Consider the following 24791-nt stretch of genomic DNA (forward strand, 5'->3'; position numbering starts at 1 on the left):
TGGTCGTGAATGACATCCGATCCAAACGACGTAATGAATATCGGGAACCGGCTCCTCAAACAGTATCCTGACGCGTTTTCGACAGAATTCAGCACGAACAAGCAGGTCGTACAAAACATGACCTACGTCAGCTCGCGCCGTCTCCGCAACCGTATCGCCGGATACATTACCCGGAAAAAACAGTCGAATTGACGCCTCTGTCGACGGCTTCGTCCGAAGCTGGGATACCGACGAGTTTCCTGGGAACCGTGGCGTGACAGGTACCTCGGCCGACGTTCGACCGGTGTGAGATAATATTGCCGGGAACCACACACAATTAGTATGGTATTGAGTAACAAGTGTGTATGGTGGTTAGCGCCGCGATTGGGGAATTCGCCGAGATTCTCGCACGGCTCGAGCAGACCGACAAAGAGGTACGGAGTGTCGCGCTCACGGAAACGGACGGCGATGCGGAAACGGTAACCGCTCGCGTCGAAGTGAGTGTTCCGGTAATTGACGGCGGTACTATAAGCGACGATGTGACAGTCGCAGCCGCCGAGACCGAACTGACCGATGGCCGCGTCGACGTTACACTCGAATTCACGATCCCTGCTGGCACCGGTGAAACCGAGTTCGGTCAGCGTCAGTCTCGCCAACTCCAGGGGGCTGTGAAACCGACCGGGAAGGGCGGGTCGACTGCCGGCATTGCACCGTACAAAGACCCGGACGTCCTCGAAACGGTGTACGAGCAGCACGATTCGTTCCCGAAGATGACCGAAGCGCTAGGGGTCGACGTCACGTCGGAAACGGTCCGGCGATACATGGTGAAATACGGCATACACGATCCTGAAGACTCGAACGACGACGCGACCGATCGGACGGGCAGTGAGAACGAGACGGCGAGTAGAGACGCTGCGACAGCAGAGGGCGAACGGGCTATCGGTTCGTCAGATGATTCGAATGCCGCACTGTCGCCCGTCGAGGAGTCACCCGCAACGGCGAACGGAACGGATACGGAATCGACCGCCGACGATTCCGAACGCTCGGAATTCGGCGAGCGGTCCGTCGCCGAGATTCTCGCCGAAACGAACCTCGAGGAGGACGAGTCACTAATCGCCGATGGCGTCGGTGTTCCGCGAAGCCTGACCGTCGCAGATCTAACGGAGACACTCGATCGGTCGAGGACGGTCTCCGAAGTCAAACACGCGCTCGATCTGGATCACGATCAGACTCGACGGGTTTTGAACGAACTCGGAGTAATCTCGTTTGTCACCGGCCGACTCACCGATCCCCGCGACGATATCACGCTCGCAGACGTCGAACGGAGCATACGGAACGGATGACATCACCCCGGTCCGGCATCGTTTTGCTCCCCACCGTGCTCCGGATTGCTCACAGCGACACAGTTTGGAACGACCTGTTCACTTCCCCGATCCGAAACCCGACTTTCAGGCGGTGACGTGACCGCTCGCGTGCGGTCCGACGACCGTGATACGATAGTACTCGGTGAATTTGACGACATCACAGTTGGCAAGCTCCGCTTGGACTTCGGATTCGACGGCTATCTGGCCGTCTTCACACACGACCTGATAGAGAAACGCTCTAGCTTTATTGGAAAGTTCGTCGATATGTTTGACGTCCACCGTCGGTGGAATCGATTCGATTGGAGTTATTGTAACTCGCGATTGCATGCTAACTGCTACCATTACTCTCCTTTCTCGCATCGCTATTCAATATATCGGCATCGGCATGGCCTGGAGCAAAATCGCCCGATCGAGCGTGCCGAGAGTGGGGAGAACCTATCAAATTCATACTACATGTACACGATGCGCACAGGATATGTATACAGACACGTCCCAGGTATACGCTCGTCACGGAGGATTAATCGAACGAGTGGCCGTCGACAGACAAACCACCTGTTCATCAGAATGCGACTGCGTGGTCCGTCAGATTGCGACCGCGAAAACGAACCCATCGCAGCATTCGTTCGAACCTTTCCAGCGAGACACGAGATCGGTCGAGTCCGGTGGAATCGGATTCGACGATGGGTGGCACCATTTCTTCCCACATCACGTAACGATTCGGTCACATTTGGCAAACGTTATTGTGTTTGGCACGCACATGCACACACAAGAAATGACGGCCGACTCGAAGAATATCATCAGCGTCGGAGACACACTTCTCGAGCGGTATCCGGAAGGGTTTTCGACCGACTTCGAGGAGAACAGAGAACAGGTCGAGAGGCTAACCGACGTCGAATCGAAGCGGATACAAAACCGGATTGCTGGGTACGTCACGCGAAAGCGCGCCGGCAAGATTCAATGACACCTTGGTAACCGGTGAGGTTCGATCACGGGGGTGATCGGTTCTCGGCGCCGATTCAGCTCTCGACGTGTTGAACAGTAGAAACAATTAACTGAATCTGTACGGAGCGTACATGGTATGGCCACTATCAGAATACGGGATTGGACGAAAGAGCAATTAGAGGAGATACAGGAAACGGAATCACACTCGTCTCACGATTCGGTCATCAAGTCGCTGCTGAAAGACCACGAGTTAGCGCAGTTTGCACACACCGCTGCACCGACCGAGGAGTCGACCGAATCCGAACCGGCGGCCGATGAAAAAGCGTTCGATGACTTGACGGTATTCGACGAGTTGACGACGGTCGATAACGAGGTGTTGTTCCTCTGGTGTCCGAACTGTGGCAAAGAGATGGCCCATCTCTCGGTCGAAAATCCGATCAACATCCCCGTCTACGAGATGGAATGCCAACGCTGTCTCACGCATCTCGATCATCACGCGATCGTCGGCATCGAAATCGGCTATCCCATCGAAAAACGGCTGGTCGAAAATACGCTCCAGGACGACCTCAAAGCCTGCGTGATCGATTACTGGGATCGAAAGCTCGAACGACTGGCGATAGAGGGTCCCGAGGATACCGATCTAGACCACCACGTCTGGCAGTTCGGACAGTACGTTCGCGACTTCAACTGGGACTGGCCGTCGGAGGTGCCGGTCATCGGTGTCGAAATCGGGACGACCTATCGTGACGAGATAACCGGAGACGTGCTCGAGGTTCTCGAGTGTGTTACCGAAAACCGAAACGAACTCGACACGTACCGAATCAAGCGATACGGGAGCGACACCGAGGAATCGGAAACGGAGATCATGGGGAAAGAATCGCTCATGCCGCTGCTACTCCGTCGAAGCCTGTTCGTCGAGGAAAACGAAGAAACGGGTCACTCCGGTGATAGCGCGTAGCTCACGTCTGGCGCGACTTCCTTGTGACGCTGACCGGATGAGACACGATCACCGCCCCCGTGGCCGATCACCGTCTCGTTACAGAGTATCGAGGAGAAAGCCCACGACTGCAGTCGTGGGAGGATGTCAGGTCGACGTATCGGGGTCGGACCCCGTACGCTTTCGGTCGCCCGGTCGGTCGATATCCCGAAGAACACCCGGATCGCCGGTTTCGACGATGGCTCCGTCCGATGCGTTTCGGAGGACGTCCCGTCCGCCGATATCACCCGTCACGGAATCGAGTGCATCGAAATGCCGTGAGTCGAATAGAACCGGATTTCCCCGCGTTCCGTCGTACCCGGCGGTAAGTGCCGAACCGCGACCGCTCCGATAGGCACCGACCAGTACCTCGACCGTAGACGGAGAGACGGCCGGCATGTCACCGAGCGCGAAGAGAACGGCGTCCGCGTCCCGGTCACGAGCCGCCGCAACGCCGGTTCGAACGGAGGTGCTCTGACCGCTCTCGTAGGATTCGTTGTACCGATAGTCGACATCGTACGCGCAGAGTGCCGATCGAATCCGGTCGGAATCGTGTCCGAGGACGACCGTAACGGCTTCGAGTGAGGTATCGACGAGCGATTCGACCGACCGACAGATCAACGGGTCGCCATCGATGGACTCGAGGAGCTTGTTCTTCGATCCATATCGATCGCTGGTTCCCGCCGCTAGAACGACGCCGTGAACGGCCACTTCTCGTTCGATATCGTCGACCGGACGCGGGTCGATGACCGGAAGGTCCTCACCCGTCATTCGATCACCGAATAGGGGACGACCTCGACGTCCGTACCGGCCTCGAGCGGCGTCCGCGTCACCACGAGCCCGTCCGCTCGGGTCGCACGGGTACTCGAGGACAGGACGCTCGGGTCGAATCGGTCGTCGTAGACCCGAAGCGGCGAATCGCGATGGCCGAGCGGCATGGCCCGACGAACGCCGTCCTCGTTCGAGATGGTCACGGGAATCGCATACTCGAAGCCATCAGGACCGAGTGAGACCGCTCGTTCGACGGTCGCAGGGACCGTCGGGAGCGCCGTTTCACCCGTGAAGAACGGCCGCATTACGAGGGTAGCGACCGTGTGGGCACCGATGGGTTTCCCCGGGATAGCGAACACGACCGCATCGTGATCGGGAAGTCGGGCGAACGCGATGGGTTTGCCCGGTCGGATTCGAACCCGGTGGAACAGTACCGACCCGAGTTCGTCTATCGCCCGGACGACGTGGTCCTTGTGCCCGACGCTCGTCCCACCCGTCGTAACGACGACGTCGTAGTCAGTCGCGAGTCGATCGATCGCCGACTCGATTCGATCGTACTCGTCCGGAACGGTGCCCTCGTAGGTCGCCTCGTGGCCCCACGAACGGACGAGCCCGGCAAGCATCGGTGAATCTAGATCGCGCGACCGGCCCTCGTGGATCTCCGTTCCTGTCGCGAGGACCCCCGTCGAGAAACGGTCGGCGACCTCGAGGCTGGTCCTGTCGAGATCCCCGAGAAGAATCGCGTCTTTCGCCGAGACGCGTTCGCCGCTGTCGAAGAGGACGTCGCCTTCGCTGACGTTGCTCCCGCGCTCGTACGTGTACGTCCCCGGGGTGATGTCGGTTCCGCGAAGCAGTCCGTCCTCGACGGCGGCCTCCTCCCGTTTCAATACCGCGTTCGCCGCCTCCGGAATCGGTGCGCCCGTCGCGACACGGATCGCCTCGCCGGACCCGATTGACGGTGGCTCGTCTTCCGGAAAGACCTCTTCGTCGACGACGGTCAGTGGGTACGAATCGGTCGCATCGAACGCGAACCCGTCCATGGTCGCGAAATCGTGTTCCGGAACGTCTCGCTCGGCAACGATCGATTCGGCTAGAACTCGCCCAGAAATCGAACCGAGGGAGACCGTTTCGGTCCCGACCGTCGAGACGAACTCACGTCGGGCGCTCAGCACCTGGCCCAGGACGGTTTCGCGCCAGACGAGGTCCTCGTGATCAGTTCCCATAACTACTCCTTTTCAGATAGTCACTAAAGCGTTGTCTGTCGCCCGATGGGGCAACCCACCAGGTGCGTGTCGGTCGCACACTCGGACGACGCTGGCCGTAGGGACCGGAACGTGCCGGAGAACTCGAGTTGCCACAGCAGTTCGGTTCAGCGGGTTCGGTCGATCGGTTCGCTGTCCCGCCGTCCGCCACCCATGGCGGTGGCCGGTGCGATGAAATCGGGTCTCACTCGAGGGTGTTGGCCCGATTCTGAATGTCTCCGCCGCACTTCGGACAGCCGGAGCCAGCCTCGGCATATATGATAGGTAGTGGATGGTTTTAGAGCGGCGATACTATTGTTATATTTCTACATTACCGATCCCATCTCTACCGTCCTCCGTCTCGCTGCGACGGGCTGAATGGACTCGATTTGGCGATTGCGCTGTATCGACCGCTTACGCAGAACGATTAGCACGCGATCGTATTTCTGACCGAAATGAGCCAATCCCGACGACAGTGCACGAGGTAGGATACCGTCGGGGAAAGTGTACAACCGATGCTGTGCGGTCCTCAGACAGTCCTCCACAGTCCACTGACGGCCCGCGTCTGGTAACCGCTTCTCCGTACACCGATCGAAGATCGTGCGCTCTAAAATTTCATATATAACCCACTACTATACTTCATTATATTCATTCGTGGCTATATTCATATATATTTAGGGACGGGTATACCTCGAACACGGAATCGTTTCGAATCTCGGACCGGCGAACGAACGGTGCAGTCGCGCCTCCTCCGGGCCCGATGGAGAGACGGCGATCTAGAGGAGCGAACGCCATCGACGTGAACCCGAGCCTGCTCGAGAACGGCCCCTCGGTCACATACGGACCGCAGAGCGACAGGCTACTGATATGGTTACCCACTCGGAGGCGATTGACATCCTCCTCCGCGTGAACGCGGAGGAATCCCGACCGCAGTTGGGATATTAGGGTTTGCAGTCTCCCACTTGGTCCTGCGGTTGGAATCCGCGGGACAAGTCGTGAAGGTAGACTCCGGGCTGTGCCAACCAGCCGGTACTCCTATCCCCGGACACCTGCCCGGAAGACTCGGAGTTACTTTGTTTCAGGTCGAGACGGATGTTCTCCGCCCCATTCACATCGGCGTTGAACGCCGCGTCACACGCTTCACACACGTATAGACCTCGCTCACACGTTGATTGTCGTCTTCTCTACCGCAGACGCAACACGTCTTGCTCGTGTCACGCTCGGACACTTCTCCGACTTCGATTCCCTCGACCGTCGCCTTGTACGTGAGAATGGTGGTGAAGCGGTCGAACGCCCACCCGTGCAAGTCGAGATTCCCGTTCCGACCCCAGTTTTTCGACTCACCGTTCTCGTCCTCTCGGACACCAGCGAGTTTCCCGACGGTGATTCGCCTGACTTCTTCCTCGACACACCGTTCGACGATATGTTTCGCTAAGGAGTGGAAAAATTGGGTGCGGCGTTCCGACAACTTGTGGTACAACCGCGTGGCTCTTTCACCACCGCTGTCGTCACATTTAGCGATTTTCTTCGGGAATAGTAGCCTTCCTGTTTCAGACGGCTCTATTGAATCCGCAGAGGGCGACGGGATTCATCGTTTGACGGCTTGTTCGACGTTGTAGAATGCCGCTGCGAGAGCGATTTCACGGAATTGACGATACCATGCACGCGCTCGGACGGCTTCGCCGTGCGAGCGCTTGATCACCGAGTTCACGGTTTCACAGGTCGAGCGCTGGTTGTAGCGTCCATCTTCGATCCGCGCATTGCGCGTGATCGTAGGGTGCGAAGATGCGGTGTTTGATCAGTAGTCGTACACCTTCAGCACGAAGCTCTTCGCGGAAGCTCATGTCGTCGTAGCCTTTGTCAGCGGCGAGACTGAGCAGGTCGCCGGCGTTGCGCCGGGCGACCTGCGGCCCGATGTTGGTTCCGTTCGGCCACTTCGTGCTGCAGTGCACGTCGATAACCGCGTCTTACGCGGTATCGACGAGAAATGTCGCTTGTATCGTCCGTACGTCTCGATCACAGCGCTTGAGGTAGTGGGTTGAGGCCTGTCGGCGGTCGAAGTACGTGGCGTCGATGGCGGCGTGTCCGGACTGCTCGAGCAGCTCCGACGATAATGACTAAGATAACTTTTGAAAGTCAAGGAACTTCTGACACCACTTCTTTGCAAAGCTGATACGCTGTGTTATTTGTTCGAATATTTCCTGAACGAGATCTTTGAACCAACCTTCATCGTCAACGATGATTGGACACATCGTCCACTTGAGGTTGTCCCAGACCCTCTCGATTGGGTTAAGGTGCGGTGAGCTTGGTGGGAGAAAGATCAGATCAATCCCAAGGTGATGGGCGTGCTTGCGCGTGTGTATACAGATATGAGACCCATGCTTATCCAAGACGAGCAGAATCCGTTTGCCGGGATTCTGCTCGCGAATCCTCTCTAAGACCTCGCAAATCCGTTCTTTCTCCTCGGTTTCTTTGAACGTGACGAGGCTCTCACCGTTGAGTGCGTAGAACCCGACAGCCGAGTCTTCCATCTTGACGAGCGGTCGTTCGATATGAGGATCATCCACGTACCACACCCGGCGCGAATTATCGTACAGCTGTGGTTTTGACGCGTCAAAGAAGCCGAGGACGGTGCCGCCATCGGTGCAGATCTCCTCGTCAACGACCCAGCCGTCGTCAGTTTCACCCTCGCGTTTGTTGTGTGGCTGATCGTCCTCGTCGAGCGCGTCATCGACGCGCTCTTCGAGGATCTCGTCTGGATTCTCCGGCTGGTGCGGACGCTTTGACCGTGGTTTTGCGTAGGAGAGCCCGAGATTCCGAAGAAAGGTACCGAGATAATTTGGACTGTACTGGACACCGAATTCTTCCTGGAGGAGGTGCTGAATCTCCTGCGATTTCCAGGGCTGATCTTCACGGAGCATCCCAACCAGCTCTTCTTGTTAGTCTTCGTCGAGTTTCGGGGGTCTGCCGCCCCCGAAACTCGGCATAAGCTCTTCGAGGCCACCATCATTCCAATCCTCCGCCCAGCGGGTCCCGGTGGCTGGAGATCGGCCTTCTCGATCGGCAGCCTCTGGAATTGTATCGCCTTGATAGAGATTCTTGACAAAACCAATTCGCCGAATATGGTGCTTGTCTTCGGCTTTTCGCAGTAACTCATCAATCTCTTCCTCTGGCAGGTGACGATTAATCTCCGTTCGGCGTGATCCCATTACCTACGTATCAACTTCCACTTGCAAAAGTATTCATACTCATTAAAGTTGGAGCAGCTCTCGCCAGATCCACATCGGCGCCCGGTCAAAGGACTTGCAGAGCGCGGATGGGCCGGGGAACTCGCCGCGCTCGAGATCGAGCGCGGCTCGTACCCGCTCCATCTCTTCAGCCCAACCGAGAACTTCTTGGAGTGTTGCTTCCATGCGAAGTCGGAGAAAATGCAGAACAGCGTGCTTCCAGCCGGCAACCCCGTTGCCGGCAGGATGGCTGATCTGCATTACCACTGCATCCGTAAGTTTTCGTGCGATCGATACAGCCTGTTTGACGAAGCAGAAGAGAGTCTTCTGCACAAAGGTTCCTCTTCCGCTTCAATTCAATCGTTCTGACGACTTGCCCCGACGTCGTCGGTGGATTCAATAGAACCAACCTCTACCCAATGTCTGTATAGCGGCTTACAACTCAGAGGGGTCATGAACGGCATTTGAGACTCAGCGGTGATTGTAACTGGAGCGAGTTCTGGTATTGGCCGAGCGGCGGCACTGCGGTTCGCTGAGGAAGGCGTGAACGTTGTCGTGGTGGATGTTAACACCGAGGACGGCGAACAAACCGTCGAGGACATCCAGGATGCAGGAGGCGAGGCAACGTTCGTCGAGACGGACGTCAGTGAGCGAACGGACGTCGAGGCGATGGTCGAGAAGACTGTCGAGACGTGTGGCGGGCTCGATTTCGCTGTTAATAACGCCGGCATCGAAGGCGACATGTACCCGACGGCCGACCAGCCGATAGATAACTGGGAGCGCGTCATCGACATCAATCTCAAAGGTGTGTTCCTCGGAATCCGTGCTGAACTGCCCGCGATGCTCAAGCACGGCGGCGGTGCTATCGTCAATATTTCGTCGACCGCTGGCGAAGTCGGCTTTCCGGGAGTAGCCCGTATGTCGCGAGTAAGCACGGCGTCATCGGGCTGACCAAGACGGCCGCCCTCGAATACAGCAACCAAGGCGTCCGGGTTAACGCCATCTGTCCGGGGGTAATCCAGACATCGATGGTCGACCGAGCGGCCGAACGCGACCCCGAGATGGTGGAGCAGATTGGCGCAGCAACGCCGCTGGGCCGTGTCGGCGAACCCGAAGAGATCGGCGACGCGGTGGTCTGACTCTGCTCGGATGACGCTTCGTTCGTGACGGGCGAAGCGATGGTCATCGACGGCGGCTACGGGAGTCAATAGGGCGTCGAGCTGCGTTTGAAACAGAGTAATCACCATATCTTTCCTCTGTATCTACCGATGTAGCCCGTCCTCGTTCGGGGTGTTAGCCCGCAGGATGTGCATCCTGTATGCAACAGGAAGCCTAACACTCACCACCTCTCGAGGCCTTCAACGAGGCTCCTTAGGTACATTCCGACCAGACGTGACGGGATTTTCCACTGGCAGGATCGCATTGTGGTAATTGGCCCACCGACCCCTGAACGGACGACTTCGACGAAGTACGCGAACAACGGGGTTTCCAGAGCGTCTTCAAGAAGTCGAGTGGCGGGAGCGCTCTCACCGGTAGTCGTTCTCTGGTTGTTTTACCTCGCGACGGGTTTGATCACAGAAGTCATCAGCAACAATGCGAGCGTCGTCCTTCTTATACCGGTTGCGGCCTCCACTGCCGCTCAAATCGGGGCGAGCCCGTTCGCGTTCGCCGTCGCAGTAACGTTTGCCGCCAGCACGGCTTTCCTCGGTCCGATCGGCTATCAGACAAACCTGTTCGTCTACGGGCCCGGGGGCTATCGGTTCAGTGACTACTTCAGAATCGGAGCACCCCTTCAGTTACTGCTGTCGTTCGTCACCGTCGGTGGAATCGTCCTCTTCTGGGGGATCTAGTACCTGAACATTCTCGCTCCGATCTTCTGGCGACGGGCGACGGGCGAACCATTTGTGTGCCCACCTGATAGCGGCAGATCGAACGAATCGGTACCTCCGAACCATCAATACCTCCTCACCGAACCGTTCGCCAATCTCTTCGGCGATGTCTCCGAAGAGCGTCTGTGGGACGAGACCCGCCTGCGCCGCTCCGGCGACGATCGTATCGACATCGTTCTCCTCGGCGAACTCGACGATCGCATAAGCGATGCCTCCGTCTGATACGACTGCTGTTTCGGTCTGAACGTCCCTTCGCCCGAGCGCTGCCCCTCGGTCCTGAACGAACTGATCGGTCGCTGTCAGAAACGCCGTTACCGACTCAGAGGTTTCGTCGCCCACGCTCGCTTCTTGGTCTGTTTCCGGACCTCTGGTTCCGTTGTTTTCCACCTTCGGAACGCTGGTGGCTCGCCCTAGTCGCCCTCGCTTCGCGGTCAATCATCCGCAGTCCTCGATTCGACGTCCGCCTCGACGGGTTCGAGACACCAGTGACAGAACTCGACGGTCACTTCGACCGATCGATTGCACGCGTTGCAGTGCGCGTGCGTCTCGCCATTAGTCTGCTGTCTCTGGGTCAACCAGGCGTCAAGTGCGCAGAGGACACGCGACACGACGGCGAGGATGACGAGCGTGACGGTCGGGATCTGTGCGTCAATGCCAGCGATGGACGCGGCTGTCCCTGTGGTAATCGTGACGAGGAAGTCGGTCGGGAGAATGAGCACGACTGCTGACAGGACAACGCCGAACCAGACGAGCGCCCTAACCCACGCACGGAGGTAGATGTGGCCGAGTCCCGGAGAGAGGAGGGACAGCACCACGGCAGTCGTTCGATGTCGTTTCTCGTGAGTGAGACTCATTGACTGGCTTCAGCGATCAGCTGGGATTAATCTTCTGTTGTCTTGGTGTCCGAACGTCGAGGCGCAATCACACGCCCGGAGCAGGTAGAGCGGGGTCACGTCTCGAAGTTGAGAGCTCTCCTGCTTGATTCGGCGTAGACGGCGCAGATTATCCCAGCCTCGTGTCTCGTGGCGCACGCCTGGTCGTCGTGCTGGAGAGTACGAGAGTTCGTCGTCGAACGCGGGTCGAATTTTGGCGTGACGAGATCAGTTGGGATTGATTCTGCTGAACTGCATTCGTGAGTATCCTTGTCATTTCCCGGGTTGTGAAATTAGCACCAGTAAGGTCGAATTCGGCGCGGGATGATTTTGAATAAGCGACGTAGATAATATAATGTGCGTTTCACACGGCAATGGAACGGGGTGATACCTGCCATCGCAAGCTCAAATGTCACACCCCTTCCGTACTGAACAGTCTTTTCCTTTTCACGACCTACGCTTCGTCGACAAAGTGGGGCACATATCTCTACAAGCAATGGAATATCCGTTCACGGATAAGACAATTTAGTGCATATGTAATCACACTTGTCTGGCGAACGGGTCGCCCGTTTGCGTTATCAAGTATCGGTTTTTAAGCTTCTCAGAGCCAGATAACCGGTATGACAGCTTTTGAGGAAAGTAGTGAGAAACCTATTTCGGAAGAATGCAATCACGGGGTGATGAGGCACGCCGGGACCGAATCAAGCGATTCTGGATGGGCCATCGTCGTCAACGAATTAACGAAGTCATTTGGAAATCTCCATGCTGTCGACGATGTCTCGTTCCGCGTTCCGTCCGGAGAAATATTCGGCTTTATCGGACCGAACGGGTCTGGTAAGACCACAGTGATGAAGTTGATATTGGGCTTGCTTTCGCCCGATTCCGGAACCGTCACTATCGAAGGTATAGACGTGTTCGCGGAGGGAAAAGCGGCCAAGGCGCACGTCGGTTATCTTCCGGAGCGACCGTCGTTCTACGACAACTTGACGCCCGTTCAGACGCTGAAATATTTTGCCAGACTCAAAGGCGTTTTGATTGATCCACACTCGATGCTAACCGAAGTGGGCCTCGGTCACGCTACAGACCGCCTGGTAGGGACGTTTTCAGAAGGCATGACCCAACTGCTCGGCGTGGCCCAAGCGATGATCGGTGACCCAGATGTGTATGTCTTTGACGAACCCACCTCGGCCCTAGATCCGCGATGGAGTAAGCGCGTTCGTGAGAAGATCAAGACATTGAACGGAAACGGTGCAACCATCTTCTTGTCCTCCCACGATCTCTCAGAAGTACAACATCTCTGCGACAGCGTGGCCATCATCGAAGGAGGCCGACTCATCGCCACCGATACGTTGACTGCGCTGAGCGAAGAATCGGGAGTCGACCATCGACTCGTGCTGACGATGCCGGACCTGGGAAGAAATGTCGAAAACTTTCTAGCGAATTTGGAAGACGTAGAACGGGTCGAGCGGGACGGAGATACCCTTACTGTGACTTCGCCTATATATTGTCGCGCGAAGATAATCTCATCACTGGTTGAATCGGGGTATAATATTACAGAAGTTCGCACATTCGAACCGACACTTGAGGATACTTTCATCGAAGTCCTCGAGATGAACGAATCAGAGGGCGAAAGATGAATGTCGAACCACAGACAATAGCTGCGGTCGCCCGTAAGGAATTTACCGACCACGTTCGCAATCGATGGGTCGGAGCACTAACCGTCATTTTCCTCGTGCTGACGATGGCTGCCGCCCTACTAACAGGTGGAGCGGCATTTGACGCGTCGGTGTTCGGGGACTTTCAGTCGACAGTAGCGACGCTCACAGGAATTACTTCTATCCTAATCCCTCTGATCGGAATTTTACTCGGATATGCGACCATCTCTGGGGAAGTCGAAAGTGGAACACTATCACTTGAGTTAGCCTATCCAGTCTCTCGCACGGAAATCTTGCTCGGAAAAGTAATTGGGTTAGGTACAGTCTTGGTCGTCTCGGCGCTCATCGGCTTCGGTTTCAGTGGATTGGTTATTGCGGTCGCCGATGGCGCTGGAAACGCGACGGCGTACGTCGACTTTGTAGGATTGTCTCTCTTGATTGGTATCCTCTATCTTTCACTAGCAGTAAGTATTTCAACCATTTTTGAGCGACGGGCGACATCCATCGCTGCGTGCATAGTGCTCTTCTTCTGGTCGATGGTTCATGGCATCGTGATCTTCAGTCTCTACTTTGTGACGGGAGGCAGTTTGAATTCCCTGCTGCTTGGCGAACTTCCGGACTGGATATGGGCCTCAATCGTTTTGAGCCCCTTCGACATGTACCAACTCGCAGTTATGAAATCTGTCGGGAATTTCCTTATAACACCAGGCTATATGTCAATAGAGTTCTTGATTGGCGTTCAGTCTGGGTGGATAGTCGTTGCACTCGGTATTGCTTTCTACTCCTTCCAGAGACGAGACATGTAGATAGCGTTTCCAGTCCTCCCCGAGAACCCGATGTCGTCGATTTACGCTTGCGTCCTAGGAGTCCTCTCACGTGCCAGTGATGGTCTACGAAAAACCGGAAGAACGATCGCTCAGGTCTGTGGTCCCGTTGGTTCCGGTGCGGACCGGCGGTGTTTCGCCCACGATCCAATTGCGCCACCTAGTGCGCCGGGAATGGCGTAGAACGTGAGCATGAGTAGCCCGAGGACCAGCACGCTGAACGACACAACGAGGCCGCCGAAGAGCAACGTCGTGAACGTCGCAAGGGCTAACAGGACCAGCGACCCGAAGACGGTTGCGATACCGCCATGGGTCGCACCGGAACCAATTGTTCCGCCAGCGAGGTAGCCGGCGGTGAGGCCACCGAGGAGCCCGATTCCACCCCAGTACAGGAGCACGACTGAAGCTTCTGAACCGACGTAGACGAGGCCACTAATGAACCCCAACGCAAGGGTCATGACGAATCCAGTTATGACTGCTGTCCAGTTTATTTCCATGATCAATTGATACTACACTGTCAAAGAAAATAAACCCCATCTCAGGGGATCCGGATAGTACAATTGCACGGACTAGATTTATAATCAAACCTAAACACTATCCCGCTCGTAATCCCAATTGCCGTCGCGTTCATCTACGATATTCCCCCTCTGTTTGTTTGTCGCGACGCTCCCTCTCACGATCATCGTCGGTTACGGCCTCGAGCGGCTCAGCCCTGAACTGCAACTGTAGTTCCGCCAGGCGAAGTTGATGTCGGGTCTGATCGACTTCTTCAGAATCAGTGCCTCTTCCAATTACTGTTGCCGTTCGTCACCGTCGGTAGTATCTTCCGTATCTAGGGCACCTCGCGGATCGAAACTCTCATTTCGGTCTTCTACCGATGGGCGAAGAGCGAACCATTTGTGCGCCCACCTGACGACGGTGGATCGAATGAGACGGTACTTCCGGACCATCAACACCTCCTCGCCGAATCGTTCCCCGACTTCTTCGGCGATATCTCCGAAGAGCGTCTGTGGGACGAGACCCGCCTGCGCCGCTCCGGCGACGATTGTATCGACATCGTTCTCCTCGGCAAACTCGACGATAGCCCGGGCAACGTCTCCGTCCAGAATGACCGCCGTCTCGCTTTCAACTCCCGCTCGTTCAAGATCGGTGCGCCTCTCTCGAACGAATTCTTCTGCGTCGTCCCTGTCACCGGTTGCGACGTTCAGCAACGTCAAATCCGCACTGTATTCGCTGGCGAGCGTACCACCGACCAGTTCTGCATACGTCGCATGTGGACCGCCGTCTGTCGGGATAAGGATCGATTGCGGGACAACCGGACCGGCAGTTTTCGCCACGATGGCGTCGCAGGGAGCGTTTTCGACGACGTGATCGATCGTCGATCCGAGCACCGCACCGGTGATTCGTTTTCGCTGTCTGCGCCAGCCGAGAACGACGACGTCGCTTTCGTGCCGTCGCGTGAGATCGACGATACTGCGTCCTGCCGTCCGACCGACGGTGACGCTTCGGTGTGCCGGGACGTCGTCCGGCACGTGCTGTATCGCATCAGCGAGCAGCTCTCGTCCCTCGGAGACGCGCTCACCGCCCCGTTCGATCGGCGTCTGAACGGGCATCGTGACGATCGTCGTCAGTAACAGTTCGCCGTCGTTCCGCCGGGCGATCGCACTGGCGATGTCAACGAGCCGTTCCGCGTTTTCGGGTTTGTCGATCGGAACGAGCACCTGATAGGGCCATTCTTGTATGGCGCGTTCCTCGACGAGGGCCCGCGTTTCGGGAACCTCCGTCCGGCGAATGCGCCCCCGAGAATAGACCCAAAATACGACCACGCCGGATCCGATCCAGCCGACTGCGATCGCCTACGCGAGCGGGCTGTAGTTGAAGAAGTAGACCGCGAGGAGGAGCTTCGTGCCGATTCCGATCATGGGAACGTACGGAAACCACGGTGCCAGATACCCGTACGTGAGCTCCTCGCCGAGTTCGCGGCGGATCTTGATCATCGAGTAGTTCACCTGCAAGAACAACAGGAGAAACATCAGGTCGGTCGCCGCGGCGACCTGTGCGAGCGGAAGCGAGACGGCCATCACTGCGATCAATGTGCCGCTGAGTACGACCGAGACGTACGGCGTCTGATTCTCCGCGTGGATCCGGCTGAACGACTCGGGAAAGACGTGGTCATGTCCGAGAGCGTAGCCCACACGCGAACTCGAGAACGTCGTCGCGTTGAGCGCGGCCAACGACGACAGGATACCGGTCAGGAGGATGATCAGCGTCCCGTAGGGCAACAGTTGACCGACGGCCTGCGCGAGACCGAACTCGCCCAGGTGACCGACAACTTGCCAGACGGCCGGGTCCGCCGGGAGGTCGGTGATCGTCGTGCCGCCGATGCTATCGGTCGCCCGGGCGGCCTCGAGGAGGTCAGGTGTGACGGTGATCGCACCCAGCATCACGACCCCGATCAGAATATAGAGGGTGACGACGATGAGCATCGAATAAAATGCCGTGTTGAATAGCGATCCAATCGGCTGATGTCACGGGTTAGAAGGACGAAGCCGAGGAAATCGATTCTGACCTATGGAAGTCGATCTCCTCGACTTCGTTGAGCAGTGTCGGCACCTAGCCAAACAAGCGTTGGGGAAGCACGCGGGCGAGCCCGCCAGCGGCGGGTTCGCCCGCTGGGTGCACGTCGTTCTGCACTGTTTCCGGCTCGAAGACGGCCACAGCTACCGTGAAACGCCGAATCGGCTGAAGTACATGACCGAGATTCGTGATGTGCTCGGCTTAGACCGAGACGATCTTCCTGAGTTCACCACGATCTACAAATCGTTCGACCGTCTCAAAATGTGGGTGTGGCGGGCGTTGCTGCGCTGAAACGCGCAGCAACACCCGCAGTCTGGTCACGCAGCTCTCGACAGTACGTTCTTCGACCGCCGCTCAGCCTCCTCGTACTACCGCCAGCGGTCTGGAAGTGACGTGCAGACGCTGAAAGTGACGACAGTAACCGATGTAGACTCACTCGCTGTTCTCGACGTGCATATCTCAGCACGGTGGAAACACGATACGAAGACTGGGCCGCAGGTCGTCCGCCGGAACGCGGACGACCTGCTGTCCGTCTCGGCTGACAAAGCCTTCCACAACTGGCACACCAAGTACGAATTCTATGCGCTCGGTGTCGAACCGCTCATCTTACAACGTGGATCGAGACCACTCACGGTAGGACATAACGCGCTCATCCGGGCAAAAGGCTACTCACAGCGCTGGATGGCCGAAACTTCCTACTCAACGACGAAGCGCTCGCTCGGCGACGCCGTGCGAGCGCTGGGCTGGTATCGACAGTTTCGTGAGATCGTCCTCATGTTCGCCATCGCCAATATAGAACTGCTCTGTGAGCCACTCTAACTATGATTCAGTAGCTATTCAACACGGCAGAATAAAAGACCGCTTTCGGGACGTTTTCGCGGGGATCGATGACCTCGCGTCCGGATTGGACGATGATTTCATATCCCTCAAAAGCGATAAAGGTCAGCCCTATCGCGAGAAAGACACCTCCTGCGCCGTTCGGCGTGAACGGCTCGAGATTATCAATCGTTACCTGAGGCGATGAGACGGCGACTCGAAAACCGGCCACGATAACGACGACGATAACAGCCAGTTGGAGTAGCGTGACCACGTTTTCGGCAAAGCTAGTTTCTTTCGTCCCGCGGTAATTCACGTATGTGAACGCCGCGGTCGCAAGGACGGCGAATCCTTTCTGTAATTGAACATCGGAGAAACCCAGCGTGAGGTCAAAGTACGCCGTGAGAATGAGCGTGACGAACGAGCCGAACGTGAGCACGTAGAGGGACCCGGCGACGGCGTGGGCGAACCAGCTCATCCACCCGGAAATGAACGCTTGCGACCTGCCGAGTGCCGTTCGGACCCACAGGTATCCCCCACCGGGTTCCGGAATAGCACTTCCAAGCTCGGCGTAGGTCATTGCGGTGAAAATAGTGATGACGCCGTTGAGCGCGAACGCGAGGACCAACGCCGGACCTGCTTCTCCGGCTGCGAGCCCCGTGAGAACGAAGACGCTCCCACCGATCATCGCACCGACGCCGAGGAGAGTGATATCCGTGAGCGTCAGTTCTCGGGCGAAGTCCGCACTGTCTTCGCCGATGGCAGTCGCTTCACGGGACTGGTTATCTCTCATTCTCACGTGACCCGTTCTGATCCTCGAACGGCTTTCGGTGCCCCTCCTGCTCCGGTGGCGTGTTCAGTTTATTCACCACGTGGCGTCCGTGAACGACGGCTCCGAGGAGACCGACCCATCCAGCGATCGTGAGTCCTGTCCCGATGACGAGACCGATGGACGCTGGCATCAGCAATCACTTTTAGGCACATCCACAAAACGCTCGTTCATCCATGCGCTGAATGACACTAATCGAAGTGTGTCTCGAGCAATGCGATCGATGCAAGAAGGAGCGGAGATATCGTATACCAACACGAATTCGAAACGCATCCTTCGTCGCCACCGGTCTGCCATCATAACTCGTCAATGTCTGATTCAGACACCTCCGAGTCACTATAGAGCAACGTTGGGAGTCGTTGCTGGATAAATACAACCGTGACGACCATGATGATGGGACCTAGAAAGATGCCGTACCATCCGAACGTCACCGGTCCCAAGAGATACGCGAACAGGACGACACTCATTGGAAACAGCCGTCCAGAAAGACGTGGTCTCACGTACGTTCGGATAATGCCATCGTACAGAACGCCCATAACGACGTAAAAAACGACAGGAAACCAGAGAGCAGTCGGATCCGTTCGAATCGCCTGTACGGCGAGGAAGCCGATAATGACAACGTAGACGACAGTCCTGCCGACGAATGGGATAATCGATGCGAGTCCGGTAATAATAGCGAGCAATAGAACTTGTGGAATCGCGATCCCCGATGGCGCGATTGCGTTGAGGAGGAGGTAGATACCGCCGGCCGAAAGCATGATTGCGAAAATCGTCAGCGTGTACCCGAAAAAGATCGACTCTAATCCCTCGTCAATCTGACAAAGGAATAGATCTAACGGAGACTCCTCGGCGATAAAATCGGTCCGGACCCATTCGATAAGCCGTCGTTCGTCGCGAACGAGAACGAAGGCAAACACAAACGTGACGAAGGCAAGATACGTGGCCGTCAGAAATCGCTCGAGAACGCCGCGAACCCACAGCCCAACCGTTGTAACTGTCGGGTCAGTAGCGAGATCCTCCGCAATCGGATACAGTTCGGCTACTGTCGTTGGTAAATCGTCTGGGTGGGGGTTCGGAAAGAGTAATTCGAGAATTTGCTCGAAGTCGGCCAGCTCTAGCGTCGCGAACTGTATGAACGCCAACGTCGTAATGATGGCTAAGATTGTCACAAACGGTAGGACGACGAGTCCGAGCGTTACGGCGGCAGACATTCCCGATGAAAATCCACGGCGTTGCAACGTTCTCGAAAGTGGACGAGCGATGTAGTAGAGGAATATTCCGAACACGAACCAGCCGAGGTAGTCTCCCAACACGACTATCAACACGACAGCGAGTGTGAGTGCCAAGGCCCACCACCCGATCTTCGCCCGTAACCACGCCGCGTCGAGATCGTCGTTCGGGATCATTGACAGCGAACGAACACCGTTGAGGAAAAAGACACTTTGGTACGGATTTGTGACAAGACGATACTGGCCGACTTTGACGACGGTAGACGGGTACGGACGGGTCCCAATGCACGAACGGAAGGTGCAGCACTGGAATTCTCGACGAAACACGACGGACGAATGATAGAATTCACCAGTCTGTCCTCATGCTCATCTTCCTTGCATCATATCGACACTGATCATGATAACGGACATGCCTATGAAACTCACTCGAGCATTATCCCGCTCCATGCCCTACGGTCTATAATGGCGATGAAGACGACAAACGAGTCTCGAGACGACGGAAAGAGCCGACTGGGTGGTCGAGCGCACGTTCCGCCTCCTATCATCGAGTCGTCTCTCGGTGATTTGAGTCGAGTCCTGGGAACCGATTGCAACGGATCGACACGACGTCTGGTGTTATTCCCTACATCAGAGGCAAATAGAAACGGACTCAACGATGTCCTTGTAATTCCGTACATCATAGAAGAGCGGGATCGCTCCTCGCCCTGCAAAATCCTTACGTACCGTCATGAGGGCAATGTAGATTTCTCAATATTTGGTTGCCAAAAACATCAGGTATTGCTCGATGAAAGCAATCGATGTGGATCTGATCCAGAATTGAGCAACAGTAACGATACGAGTCGCATCGCACACACCATGGACGAACCGTTCGTCAGACGCAACTACCCAAAATGATGAACTTCCTCGATCAGGATTTTCGAGATATCCTGGCGTCCGAACTTGTTTCCGTCACCGGCGGGTTGGTAACGGGTACAGTAATGGCCACTCAAGAAAGCCTCCTCTTGGCGATCCCGGAAATACTCATCATTTTTCCTGGTTTTTTAGTCGCATTAATCTCGCGTGTAACCCCGTCACGTCGGACTCTGGCCCGTTCTGGAAGTAAGTCTCGAAGCCGTTCGGCCGCACGCTCGGCGCGATACTCTTGTGCAAACGCGAACAGACCGTTTATGAGGACGACAAGGACGATGGCGATCCCGAGTTCACCCATCCCAGCGACGAAAGCGAGCGCGCTCGCCACCCAGAGCAAAATTGCGAAGAAGTGAATGAACTGTTCGACGAACAGACGCCAAGCCGGTGGAGGCCGCTGTGCCGGGAGGACGTTTGGACCGTCGCGCCGTCTTCTCTCAGCCACTTCCGTTTCAGAAAGGCCACGAACGTGACGGATAGAAGGCGAATTCGCGGGTTTCCGCACCATTCACCGACAATGCACAACGACCAGGTCAATAAACCCCTTCAGCAGGTAGTTCTCCAGACTACCAACGGTGGAGTATAGTGTATGGTATCAACATGAGTTAGCCACCGACAGACTCTGGGACCTACTAGTCATGTACTCCACAACATGAGCGACTGCTTTGATATTATGCGGAAATCGGGTGCGATATAGGGGAAGATTTGACCGTTTCCGCGGTGGAAAGTAGTGGGACAGGGATGTAGTACGGTATAGCTATTGCGTTTGACTACTCCTTCGATCGAACCGTCAGGACAGGTATCGGTGCGTGCCTTACGACCCGCTCGGCAGTACTCCCGATGAGGACGTGGTCTAGTCCGGTTCTTCCATGCGTGCCCATCACGATGACGTCGATGTCGTTTTCGTCGCTATAAGCCAAAATCTCCTCAAAGGGTTCTCCTTTTCGGACCTCCGTGATGACGTCGATTCCTTTTTTATCACACTGCTCTTGAATATCTTCGACCCCTCGTTCTGCCACAGCTTCCGGGTCGTATCGGATGTGATCACGAGTGACGACGTACGGGACAACTGCAAAGGCATACACTGTTGCCCCGAATTGTTCTGCAATTGCGATTCCATTTTCGACCGCATGGACCACATTTTCGCTTCCGTCAGTCGGGATGAGAATGCGTTCGTACATCGAAGTTACGTATCGAAAACCGCTCGAATAAAACTGGGGCTTGCAAACTGTAGCAGGTGGGGTATAATTATCAGGGCATGATCGTGGCGAACGACGATTAATAGGTGTCTCGAGGCGTCTGCGATCGTTTTCTGCGATTAACCGCGCGTGAGCCCAGTGTGTGCGGTGTTATTCGAAATTGAAAAGCCGAATGTGATCGCTTTTCGTCCCAGTACGCTCGAGGCGGCGAGGGAACGGCTCTGCGAACCAAGAGATCGTTTCCCATTAGTTACCGCACGGTGAGTATCCACCGACTGGTTCCGGACGGTGAAAAACCTCATTGGTGGTTTGCAGATGGTTCTATCTGAAGGGGAATCGTAGTGGCTAACATACGTCGATGATGGCGCAATCGATCCTTCCAGACGCACTGAAAAAGAACGGATGGCGTTCACGTCCGAACCGAAAGAGGACATCTACAAACAGATTAGACTTCCTTCCCTCGAAGTCTATGCGGTATTAACGTGATGGTGTCCCAACTTCGGTCCACTGTAGAGAGAATCGGCGATTCCGAAAGATGCGTTCGAAGCGAAAGGTACGGGTGAACTTCCATCCCCAATTAAGCGATGATTCATGAGAGTCAGCTAACGAACGAGGTACTCGCGTTTATAGCGACCTATGGATTCGTCGCCGTCTTCGTCTACATGGTCCTCGAAACATCCATGCTACTTCACTTCGTCCCGAGCGAAGTCGTACTCCCCGTAGTAATCTCGCTTCTGGTCTCTGATATACTGACGTTTTTCATATTCATTACAATTGCGACCGCTGGCGCAGTAGTGGGTTCGCTCGTGGCGTATTATCTGATCGGGCGAAACACCGAACGCGCACTTCGTGTGTACGGTGGCTATATATCTCGATCAATCTGACATTGACCGTGGGGAACAGTTGTTTGTCCGCTGGGGGGAGCCCATCGTCCTCTGGGCACGACTTCTCCCGTTCGTTCGCGCGTTCATTTCGGTTCCTGCTGGAATGGCGTCGATGGACATCCGCCGATTTACACTCTACTCGGCACTCGGATGCCTCACGTTCAACACGAGTATTACATATCTTGTTTTTATGGGAACACGTGCAGGGACACCCCTCAGACGTGCGTTCGAAGCCACGATAGCGCTTCTGACCTTCAATCTTGGATATCTATGGGCCCGGCCCATGACCCTCGCATTGCAAATCATTGGTTTTACCGGCCTGTTTGTGATTGTCTGGTCAAACCGCCAGTGGATCCGAGCAAATCCGATTGCCGCCGCGCAAGTGACCTTGCGGACAGTCCGTGTTGTTGGAATTACCGTTGGTCTTCTGCTGATCTCAGCATCCATCGCTACCCCCAGTGACGCATTCTCCCTTGTCGCGTGGGTGTGGAATGATCCTCGCTTTTTCGTCCACCTTGGCGCATCGCGGCAAACTGCGCTCGCCCTTTCGGGAATCTCCCTACTGATTGGCGCACTGGCAGTTTATCGAGTTGGAGTCCACCTTATCAGTACCTATTCAGGACCGTAACGACGTGAATGGCTGGCCCATAACCGAACCGACACTATCTATATGGCATGAATTAGACATTCAACCAAATCATCAACAGGAAATGAGTCTATAGATAAGCAAGACGAATGACCGCACAACGAGGAGGGTTACGCTGAATCAGTTGCATCTCCTGCGCTCTTTGAACGTGAATTTATTATTGGAGAAAATCCTATTCGGTCCACTATATCAACTCCTGGCGACTGTACCCCGACCAGTTTTGAACATGTCTGTGGTACCAGGCATATGAGTACAGATACGAGAGCGGCATTCCCCCAGAACGAAGGCCTTGAATCGTTAGATTACGCGGCGATCGTTCTCGCAACGATATCAGGGCTAATCCATTTCTATGAGGGGTACGAGGATCTGGGGGAAGGAATTCTTCCGATACTCTTTATTCTTGCCGGAGTTGGTTTCTTCATGTGGATCGGTCTTCTCCTCGTCAACGTCCCAAAGAAACCGATCTACATCGCCGGCTTCGTCTTTACAGCGATTCAGTTTGTTATGTATTTCGTGCTCAATTGGCCGCAGATCTACGAGGCAATTGGAGTCATCGACAAAGCGGTCCAACTGGTACTCATGATCGTTCTCGTCGTACTGTACCGACGAAATTCTCGGTGAGAGAACTTTCCATAATCGGTCATATATGGTCGTTTTCACGCCCGTCATCTGTGATATCATTCGCTCTGCCGGTGCCAGTTAACCATTCCATGGCCTGAGTAGAGGGAATCCGGAATGGCCTCATTCGGGGGAGCGCCTCAGCAGATAGTCGCTACTCGTCGGCTTCCCGAAACCGGTCCGGTTTATCGATCGATGTCAGCGATCGGTCACTGACGATTCTTCGCATGGCGACATCATTCGGCGGGTGACTAACTACCACGTTCAACTGGTATTACGTTCCTGAATGTGTTCCGATTCTTATGTCGACTCTGCTTCGGTTCCCGAGGAAGTCTCCGCCTCGGTCTCGGTCGCTAGATACACGAGCCCCCCGACGCACACGAGTATAAACAAGCCGCCGAGCGCAGCTAGTGCGGCTTCAGCCCTGAAATGCTAGCTTTATTTGCGTAGAGCGCCTCTAGGATGTGTTCAGAAATTCTCTGGAGTAACTCATGCCACGAACACAACAGTACTCTGTCGATCTGTCTGCCGATGAACGAGCGGAGCTGAATGCGATGCTTTCAGCGGGCACGTACAAAACGCGGGAACTCACACGTGCACGGTGTCTCTTGCACTCGGATGACGGCTTGACTGACCAGCAGGTCAGTGAAGCCGTCGGCTGTCATCCCGGCACAGTGGGACGCGTCCGGAAACGCTACACCGAGGACGGCCTTGCGGCGAGTTAATGACTAAGATAACTTTTGAAAGTCAAGGAACTTCTGACACCACTTCTTTGCAAAGCTGATACGCTGTGTTATTTGTTCGAATATTTCCTGAACGAGATCTTTGAACCAATCTTCATCGTCAACGATGATTGGACACATCGTCCACTTGAGGTTGTCCCAGACCCTCTCGATTGGGTTAAGGTGCGGTGAGCTTGGTGGGAGAAAGATCAGATCAATCCCAAGGTGATGGGCGTGCTTGCGCGTGTGTATACAGATATGAGACCCATGCTTATCCAAGACGAGCAGAATCCGTTTGCCGGGATTCTGCTCGCGAATCCTCTCTAAGACCTCGCAAATCCGTTCTTTCTCCTCGGTTTCTTTGAACGTGACGAGGCTCTCACCGTTGAGTGCGTAGAACCCGACAGCCGAGTCTTCCATCTTGACGAGCGGTCGTTCGATATGAGGATCATCCACGTACCACACCCGGCGCGAATTATCGTACAGCTGTGGTTTTGACGCGTCAAAGAAGCCGAGGACGGTGCCGCCATCGGTGCAGATCTCCTCGTCAACGACCCAGCCGTCGTCAGTTTCACCCTCGCGTTTGTTGTGTGGCTGATCGTCCTCGTCGAGCGCGTCATAATGA

21 protein-coding genes and 9 pseudogenes are annotated in these 24791 nt (G+C 55.6%); 13 read left to right on the forward strand and 17 right to left on the reverse strand.

The annotated features are described in order from the left end of the window. Positions 1-9 precede the first annotated feature (9 nt). Together NJU76_RS20765 and NJU76_RS20770 are read left to right on the forward strand one after the other, a co-directional pair. Positions 10-192 carry a 30S ribosomal protein S17e gene (locus NJU76_RS20765; RefSeq protein WP_254533721.1) on the forward strand — a complete coding sequence of 61 codons (183 nt, stop codon included), beginning with the start codon at positions 10-12 and terminating at the stop codon, positions 190-192. Between the two features lie 152 nt (positions 193-344). Beyond that, positions 345-1322 (forward strand): DUF8073 domain-containing protein, encoded by a 978-nt coding sequence (locus NJU76_RS20770; protein WP_254533722.1) that lies wholly within the window; start codon positions 345-347, stop codon positions 1320-1322. Positions 1323-1427: 105 nt separating this feature from the next. Here the strand turns inward: NJU76_RS20770 and NJU76_RS20775 are convergent, their stop codons facing one another. Beyond that, positions 1428-1685, reverse strand: a complete 258-nt coding sequence (locus NJU76_RS20775; protein WP_254533723.1) for a hypothetical protein — start codon at positions 1683-1685, stop codon at positions 1428-1430. A 430-nt stretch (positions 1686-2115) separates the two neighbouring features. On the opposite strand from NJU76_RS20775, the gene NJU76_RS20780 reads away from it, so the two are divergent. Together NJU76_RS20780 and NJU76_RS20785 are read left to right on the forward strand one after the other, a co-directional pair. Next, positions 2116-2304, forward strand: coding sequence for a 30S ribosomal protein S17e (locus NJU76_RS20780; RefSeq protein WP_254533917.1), 189 nt, complete (start codon positions 2116-2118; stop codon positions 2302-2304). A 117-nt stretch (positions 2305-2421) separates the two neighbouring features. Next, positions 2422-3243: a hypothetical protein gene (locus tag NJU76_RS20785; RefSeq protein WP_254533724.1), complete on the forward strand. Its 822-nt coding sequence runs from the start codon at positions 2422-2424 to the stop codon at positions 3241-3243. A 126-nt stretch (positions 3244-3369) separates the two neighbouring features. Here the strand turns inward: NJU76_RS20785 and NJU76_RS20790 are convergent, their stop codons facing one another. The 6 genes and pseudogenes from NJU76_RS20790 to NJU76_RS20815 all read right to left on the reverse strand — a co-directional run. Continuing rightward, on the reverse strand, positions 3370-4032 hold the full coding sequence (locus NJU76_RS20790; protein ID WP_254533725.1) for a nucleotidyltransferase family protein: 663 nt from the start codon (positions 4030-4032) through the stop codon (positions 3370-3372). Continuing rightward, entirely contained in the window at positions 4029-5255 is a 1227-nt protein-coding gene (locus NJU76_RS20795; protein ID WP_254533726.1) for a molybdopterin molybdotransferase MoeA, read from the reverse strand. Before NJU76_RS20795 ends, NJU76_RS20790 begins: the two co-directional genes overlap by 4 nt. A gap of 959 nt (positions 5256-6214) precedes the next feature. Further along, a pseudogene (locus NJU76_RS20800) lies at positions 6215-6833 on the reverse strand (RNA-guided endonuclease TnpB family protein); the annotation flags it as partial. 28 nt (positions 6834-6861) lie between these two features. Then, positions 6862-7387, reverse strand: a pseudogene (locus NJU76_RS20805) (transposase); the annotation flags it as partial. A gap of 3 nt (positions 7388-7390) precedes the next feature. Continuing rightward, positions 7391-8482 (reverse strand): annotated as a pseudogene (locus NJU76_RS20810) (IS630 family transposase). A 45-nt stretch (positions 8483-8527) separates the two neighbouring features. Beyond that, positions 8528-8833: pseudogene (locus tag NJU76_RS20815) on the reverse strand (IS5/IS1182 family transposase); the annotation flags it as partial. Positions 8834-8977: 144 nt separating this feature from the next. On the opposite strand from NJU76_RS20815, the pseudogene NJU76_RS20820 reads away from it, so the two are divergent. Next, positions 8978-9711 (forward strand): annotated as a pseudogene (locus NJU76_RS20820) (glucose 1-dehydrogenase). Positions 9712-10014: 303 nt separating this feature from the next. Then, positions 10015-10350 (forward strand): annotated as a pseudogene (locus NJU76_RS20825) (anion permease); the annotation flags it as partial. Here the strand turns inward: NJU76_RS20825 and NJU76_RS20830 are convergent. Both NJU76_RS20830 and NJU76_RS20835 read right to left on the reverse strand, forming a co-directional pair. Next, a complete protein-coding gene (locus NJU76_RS20830) occupies positions 10297-10728 on the reverse strand; it encodes a universal stress protein (RefSeq protein WP_254533727.1) in 432 nt (143 codons plus the stop codon). The pseudogene NJU76_RS20825 and the gene NJU76_RS20830 sit on opposite strands and share 54 nt — an antisense overlap. A 92-nt stretch (positions 10729-10820) precedes the next feature. Then, the gene (locus NJU76_RS20835; RefSeq protein WP_254533728.1) at positions 10821-11243 is read right to left on the reverse strand and encodes a DUF6677 family protein; all 423 of its coding nucleotides are present in this window, start codon (positions 11241-11243) and stop codon (positions 10821-10823) included. A gap of 638 nt (positions 11244-11881) precedes the next feature. Here NJU76_RS20835 and NJU76_RS20840 point away from each other — a divergent pair. Further along, the gene (locus tag NJU76_RS20840; protein WP_254533729.1) at positions 11882-12898 is read left to right on the forward strand and encodes an ABC transporter ATP-binding protein; all 1017 of its coding nucleotides are present in this window, start codon (positions 11882-11884) and stop codon (positions 12896-12898) included. Next, positions 12895-13722 carry an ABC transporter permease gene (locus tag NJU76_RS20845; RefSeq protein ID WP_254533730.1) on the forward strand — a complete coding sequence of 276 codons (828 nt, stop codon included), beginning with the start codon at positions 12895-12897 and terminating at the stop codon, positions 13720-13722. Before NJU76_RS20840 ends, NJU76_RS20845 begins: the two co-directional genes overlap by 4 nt. A 110-nt stretch (positions 13723-13832) precedes the next feature. Here the strand turns inward: NJU76_RS20845 and NJU76_RS20850 are convergent, their stop codons facing one another. The 3 genes from NJU76_RS20850 to NJU76_RS20860 form a co-directional block, all read right to left on the reverse strand. Beyond that, positions 13833-14237, reverse strand: a complete 405-nt coding sequence (locus tag NJU76_RS20850; RefSeq protein WP_254533731.1) for a DUF5518 domain-containing protein — start codon at positions 14235-14237, stop codon at positions 13833-13835. A 294-nt stretch (positions 14238-14531) separates the two neighbouring features. Beyond that, complete coding sequence (locus NJU76_RS20855; protein ID WP_254533732.1) at positions 14532-15566, reverse strand: universal stress protein; 1035 nt, start codon at positions 15564-15566, stop codon at positions 14532-14534. A gap of 30 nt (positions 15567-15596) precedes the next feature. Beyond that, positions 15597-16259 carry an amino acid permease gene (locus tag NJU76_RS20860; RefSeq protein WP_256567116.1) on the reverse strand — a complete coding sequence of 221 codons (663 nt, stop codon included), beginning with the start codon at positions 16257-16259 and terminating at the stop codon, positions 15597-15599. A gap of 52 nt (positions 16260-16311) precedes the next feature. On the opposite strand from NJU76_RS20860, the pseudogene NJU76_RS20865 reads away from it, so the two are divergent. After that, a pseudogene (locus NJU76_RS20865) lies at positions 16312-17136 on the forward strand (IS5 family transposase). Between the two features lie 7 nt (positions 17137-17143). Here NJU76_RS20865 and NJU76_RS20870 read toward each other — a convergent pair. From NJU76_RS20870 to NJU76_RS20885, 4 genes are all read right to left on the reverse strand, one after another. Next, the gene (locus tag NJU76_RS20870; RefSeq protein WP_254533734.1) at positions 17144-17926 is read right to left on the reverse strand and encodes an APC family permease; all 783 of its coding nucleotides are present in this window, start codon (positions 17924-17926) and stop codon (positions 17144-17146) included. A gap of 332 nt (positions 17927-18258) precedes the next feature. Further along, positions 18259-19368 (reverse strand): AI-2E family transporter, encoded by a 1110-nt coding sequence (locus tag NJU76_RS20875; protein ID WP_254533735.1) that lies wholly within the window; start codon positions 19366-19368, stop codon positions 18259-18261. A gap of 808 nt (positions 19369-20176) precedes the next feature. Next, positions 20177-20605 (reverse strand): cation-transporting P-type ATPase, encoded by a 429-nt coding sequence (locus tag NJU76_RS20880; RefSeq protein ID WP_340681261.1) that lies wholly within the window; start codon positions 20603-20605, stop codon positions 20177-20179. A gap of 262 nt (positions 20606-20867) precedes the next feature. After that, on the reverse strand, positions 20868-21278 hold the full coding sequence (locus NJU76_RS20885) for a universal stress protein (protein WP_254533736.1): 411 nt from the start codon (positions 21276-21278) through the stop codon (positions 20868-20870). Positions 21279-22154: 876 nt separating this feature from the next. On the opposite strand from NJU76_RS20885, the pseudogene NJU76_RS27170 reads away from it, so the two are divergent. The 4 genes and pseudogenes from NJU76_RS27170 to NJU76_RS20900 all read left to right on the forward strand — a co-directional run. After that, a pseudogene (locus tag NJU76_RS27170) lies at positions 22155-22355 on the forward strand (DedA family protein); the annotation flags it as partial. 108 nt (positions 22356-22463) lie between these two features. Then, positions 22464-22808 (forward strand): hypothetical protein, encoded by a 345-nt coding sequence (locus NJU76_RS20890; protein ID WP_254533737.1) that lies wholly within the window; start codon positions 22464-22466, stop codon positions 22806-22808. Between the two features lie 264 nt (positions 22809-23072). Further along, positions 23073-23447 carry a DUF7475 family protein gene (locus NJU76_RS20895; protein WP_254533738.1) on the forward strand — a complete coding sequence of 125 codons (375 nt, stop codon included), beginning with the start codon at positions 23073-23075 and terminating at the stop codon, positions 23445-23447. Positions 23448-23935: 488 nt separating this feature from the next. Further along, the gene (locus NJU76_RS20900; RefSeq protein WP_254533739.1) at positions 23936-24169 is read left to right on the forward strand and encodes a helix-turn-helix domain-containing protein; all 234 of its coding nucleotides are present in this window, start codon (positions 23936-23938) and stop codon (positions 24167-24169) included. Positions 24170-24172: 3 nt separating this feature from the next. Here the strand turns inward: NJU76_RS20900 and NJU76_RS20905 are convergent. Further along, a pseudogene (locus tag NJU76_RS20905) lies at positions 24173-24784 on the reverse strand (IS630 family transposase); the annotation flags it as partial. Positions 24785-24791: the final 7 nt, after the last annotated feature.

This window comes from Natrinema gelatinilyticum, assembly GCF_024266705.1.
GTDB classification, from domain to species: Archaea; Halobacteriota; Halobacteria; order Halobacteriales; family Natrialbaceae; genus Natrinema; species Natrinema gelatinilyticum.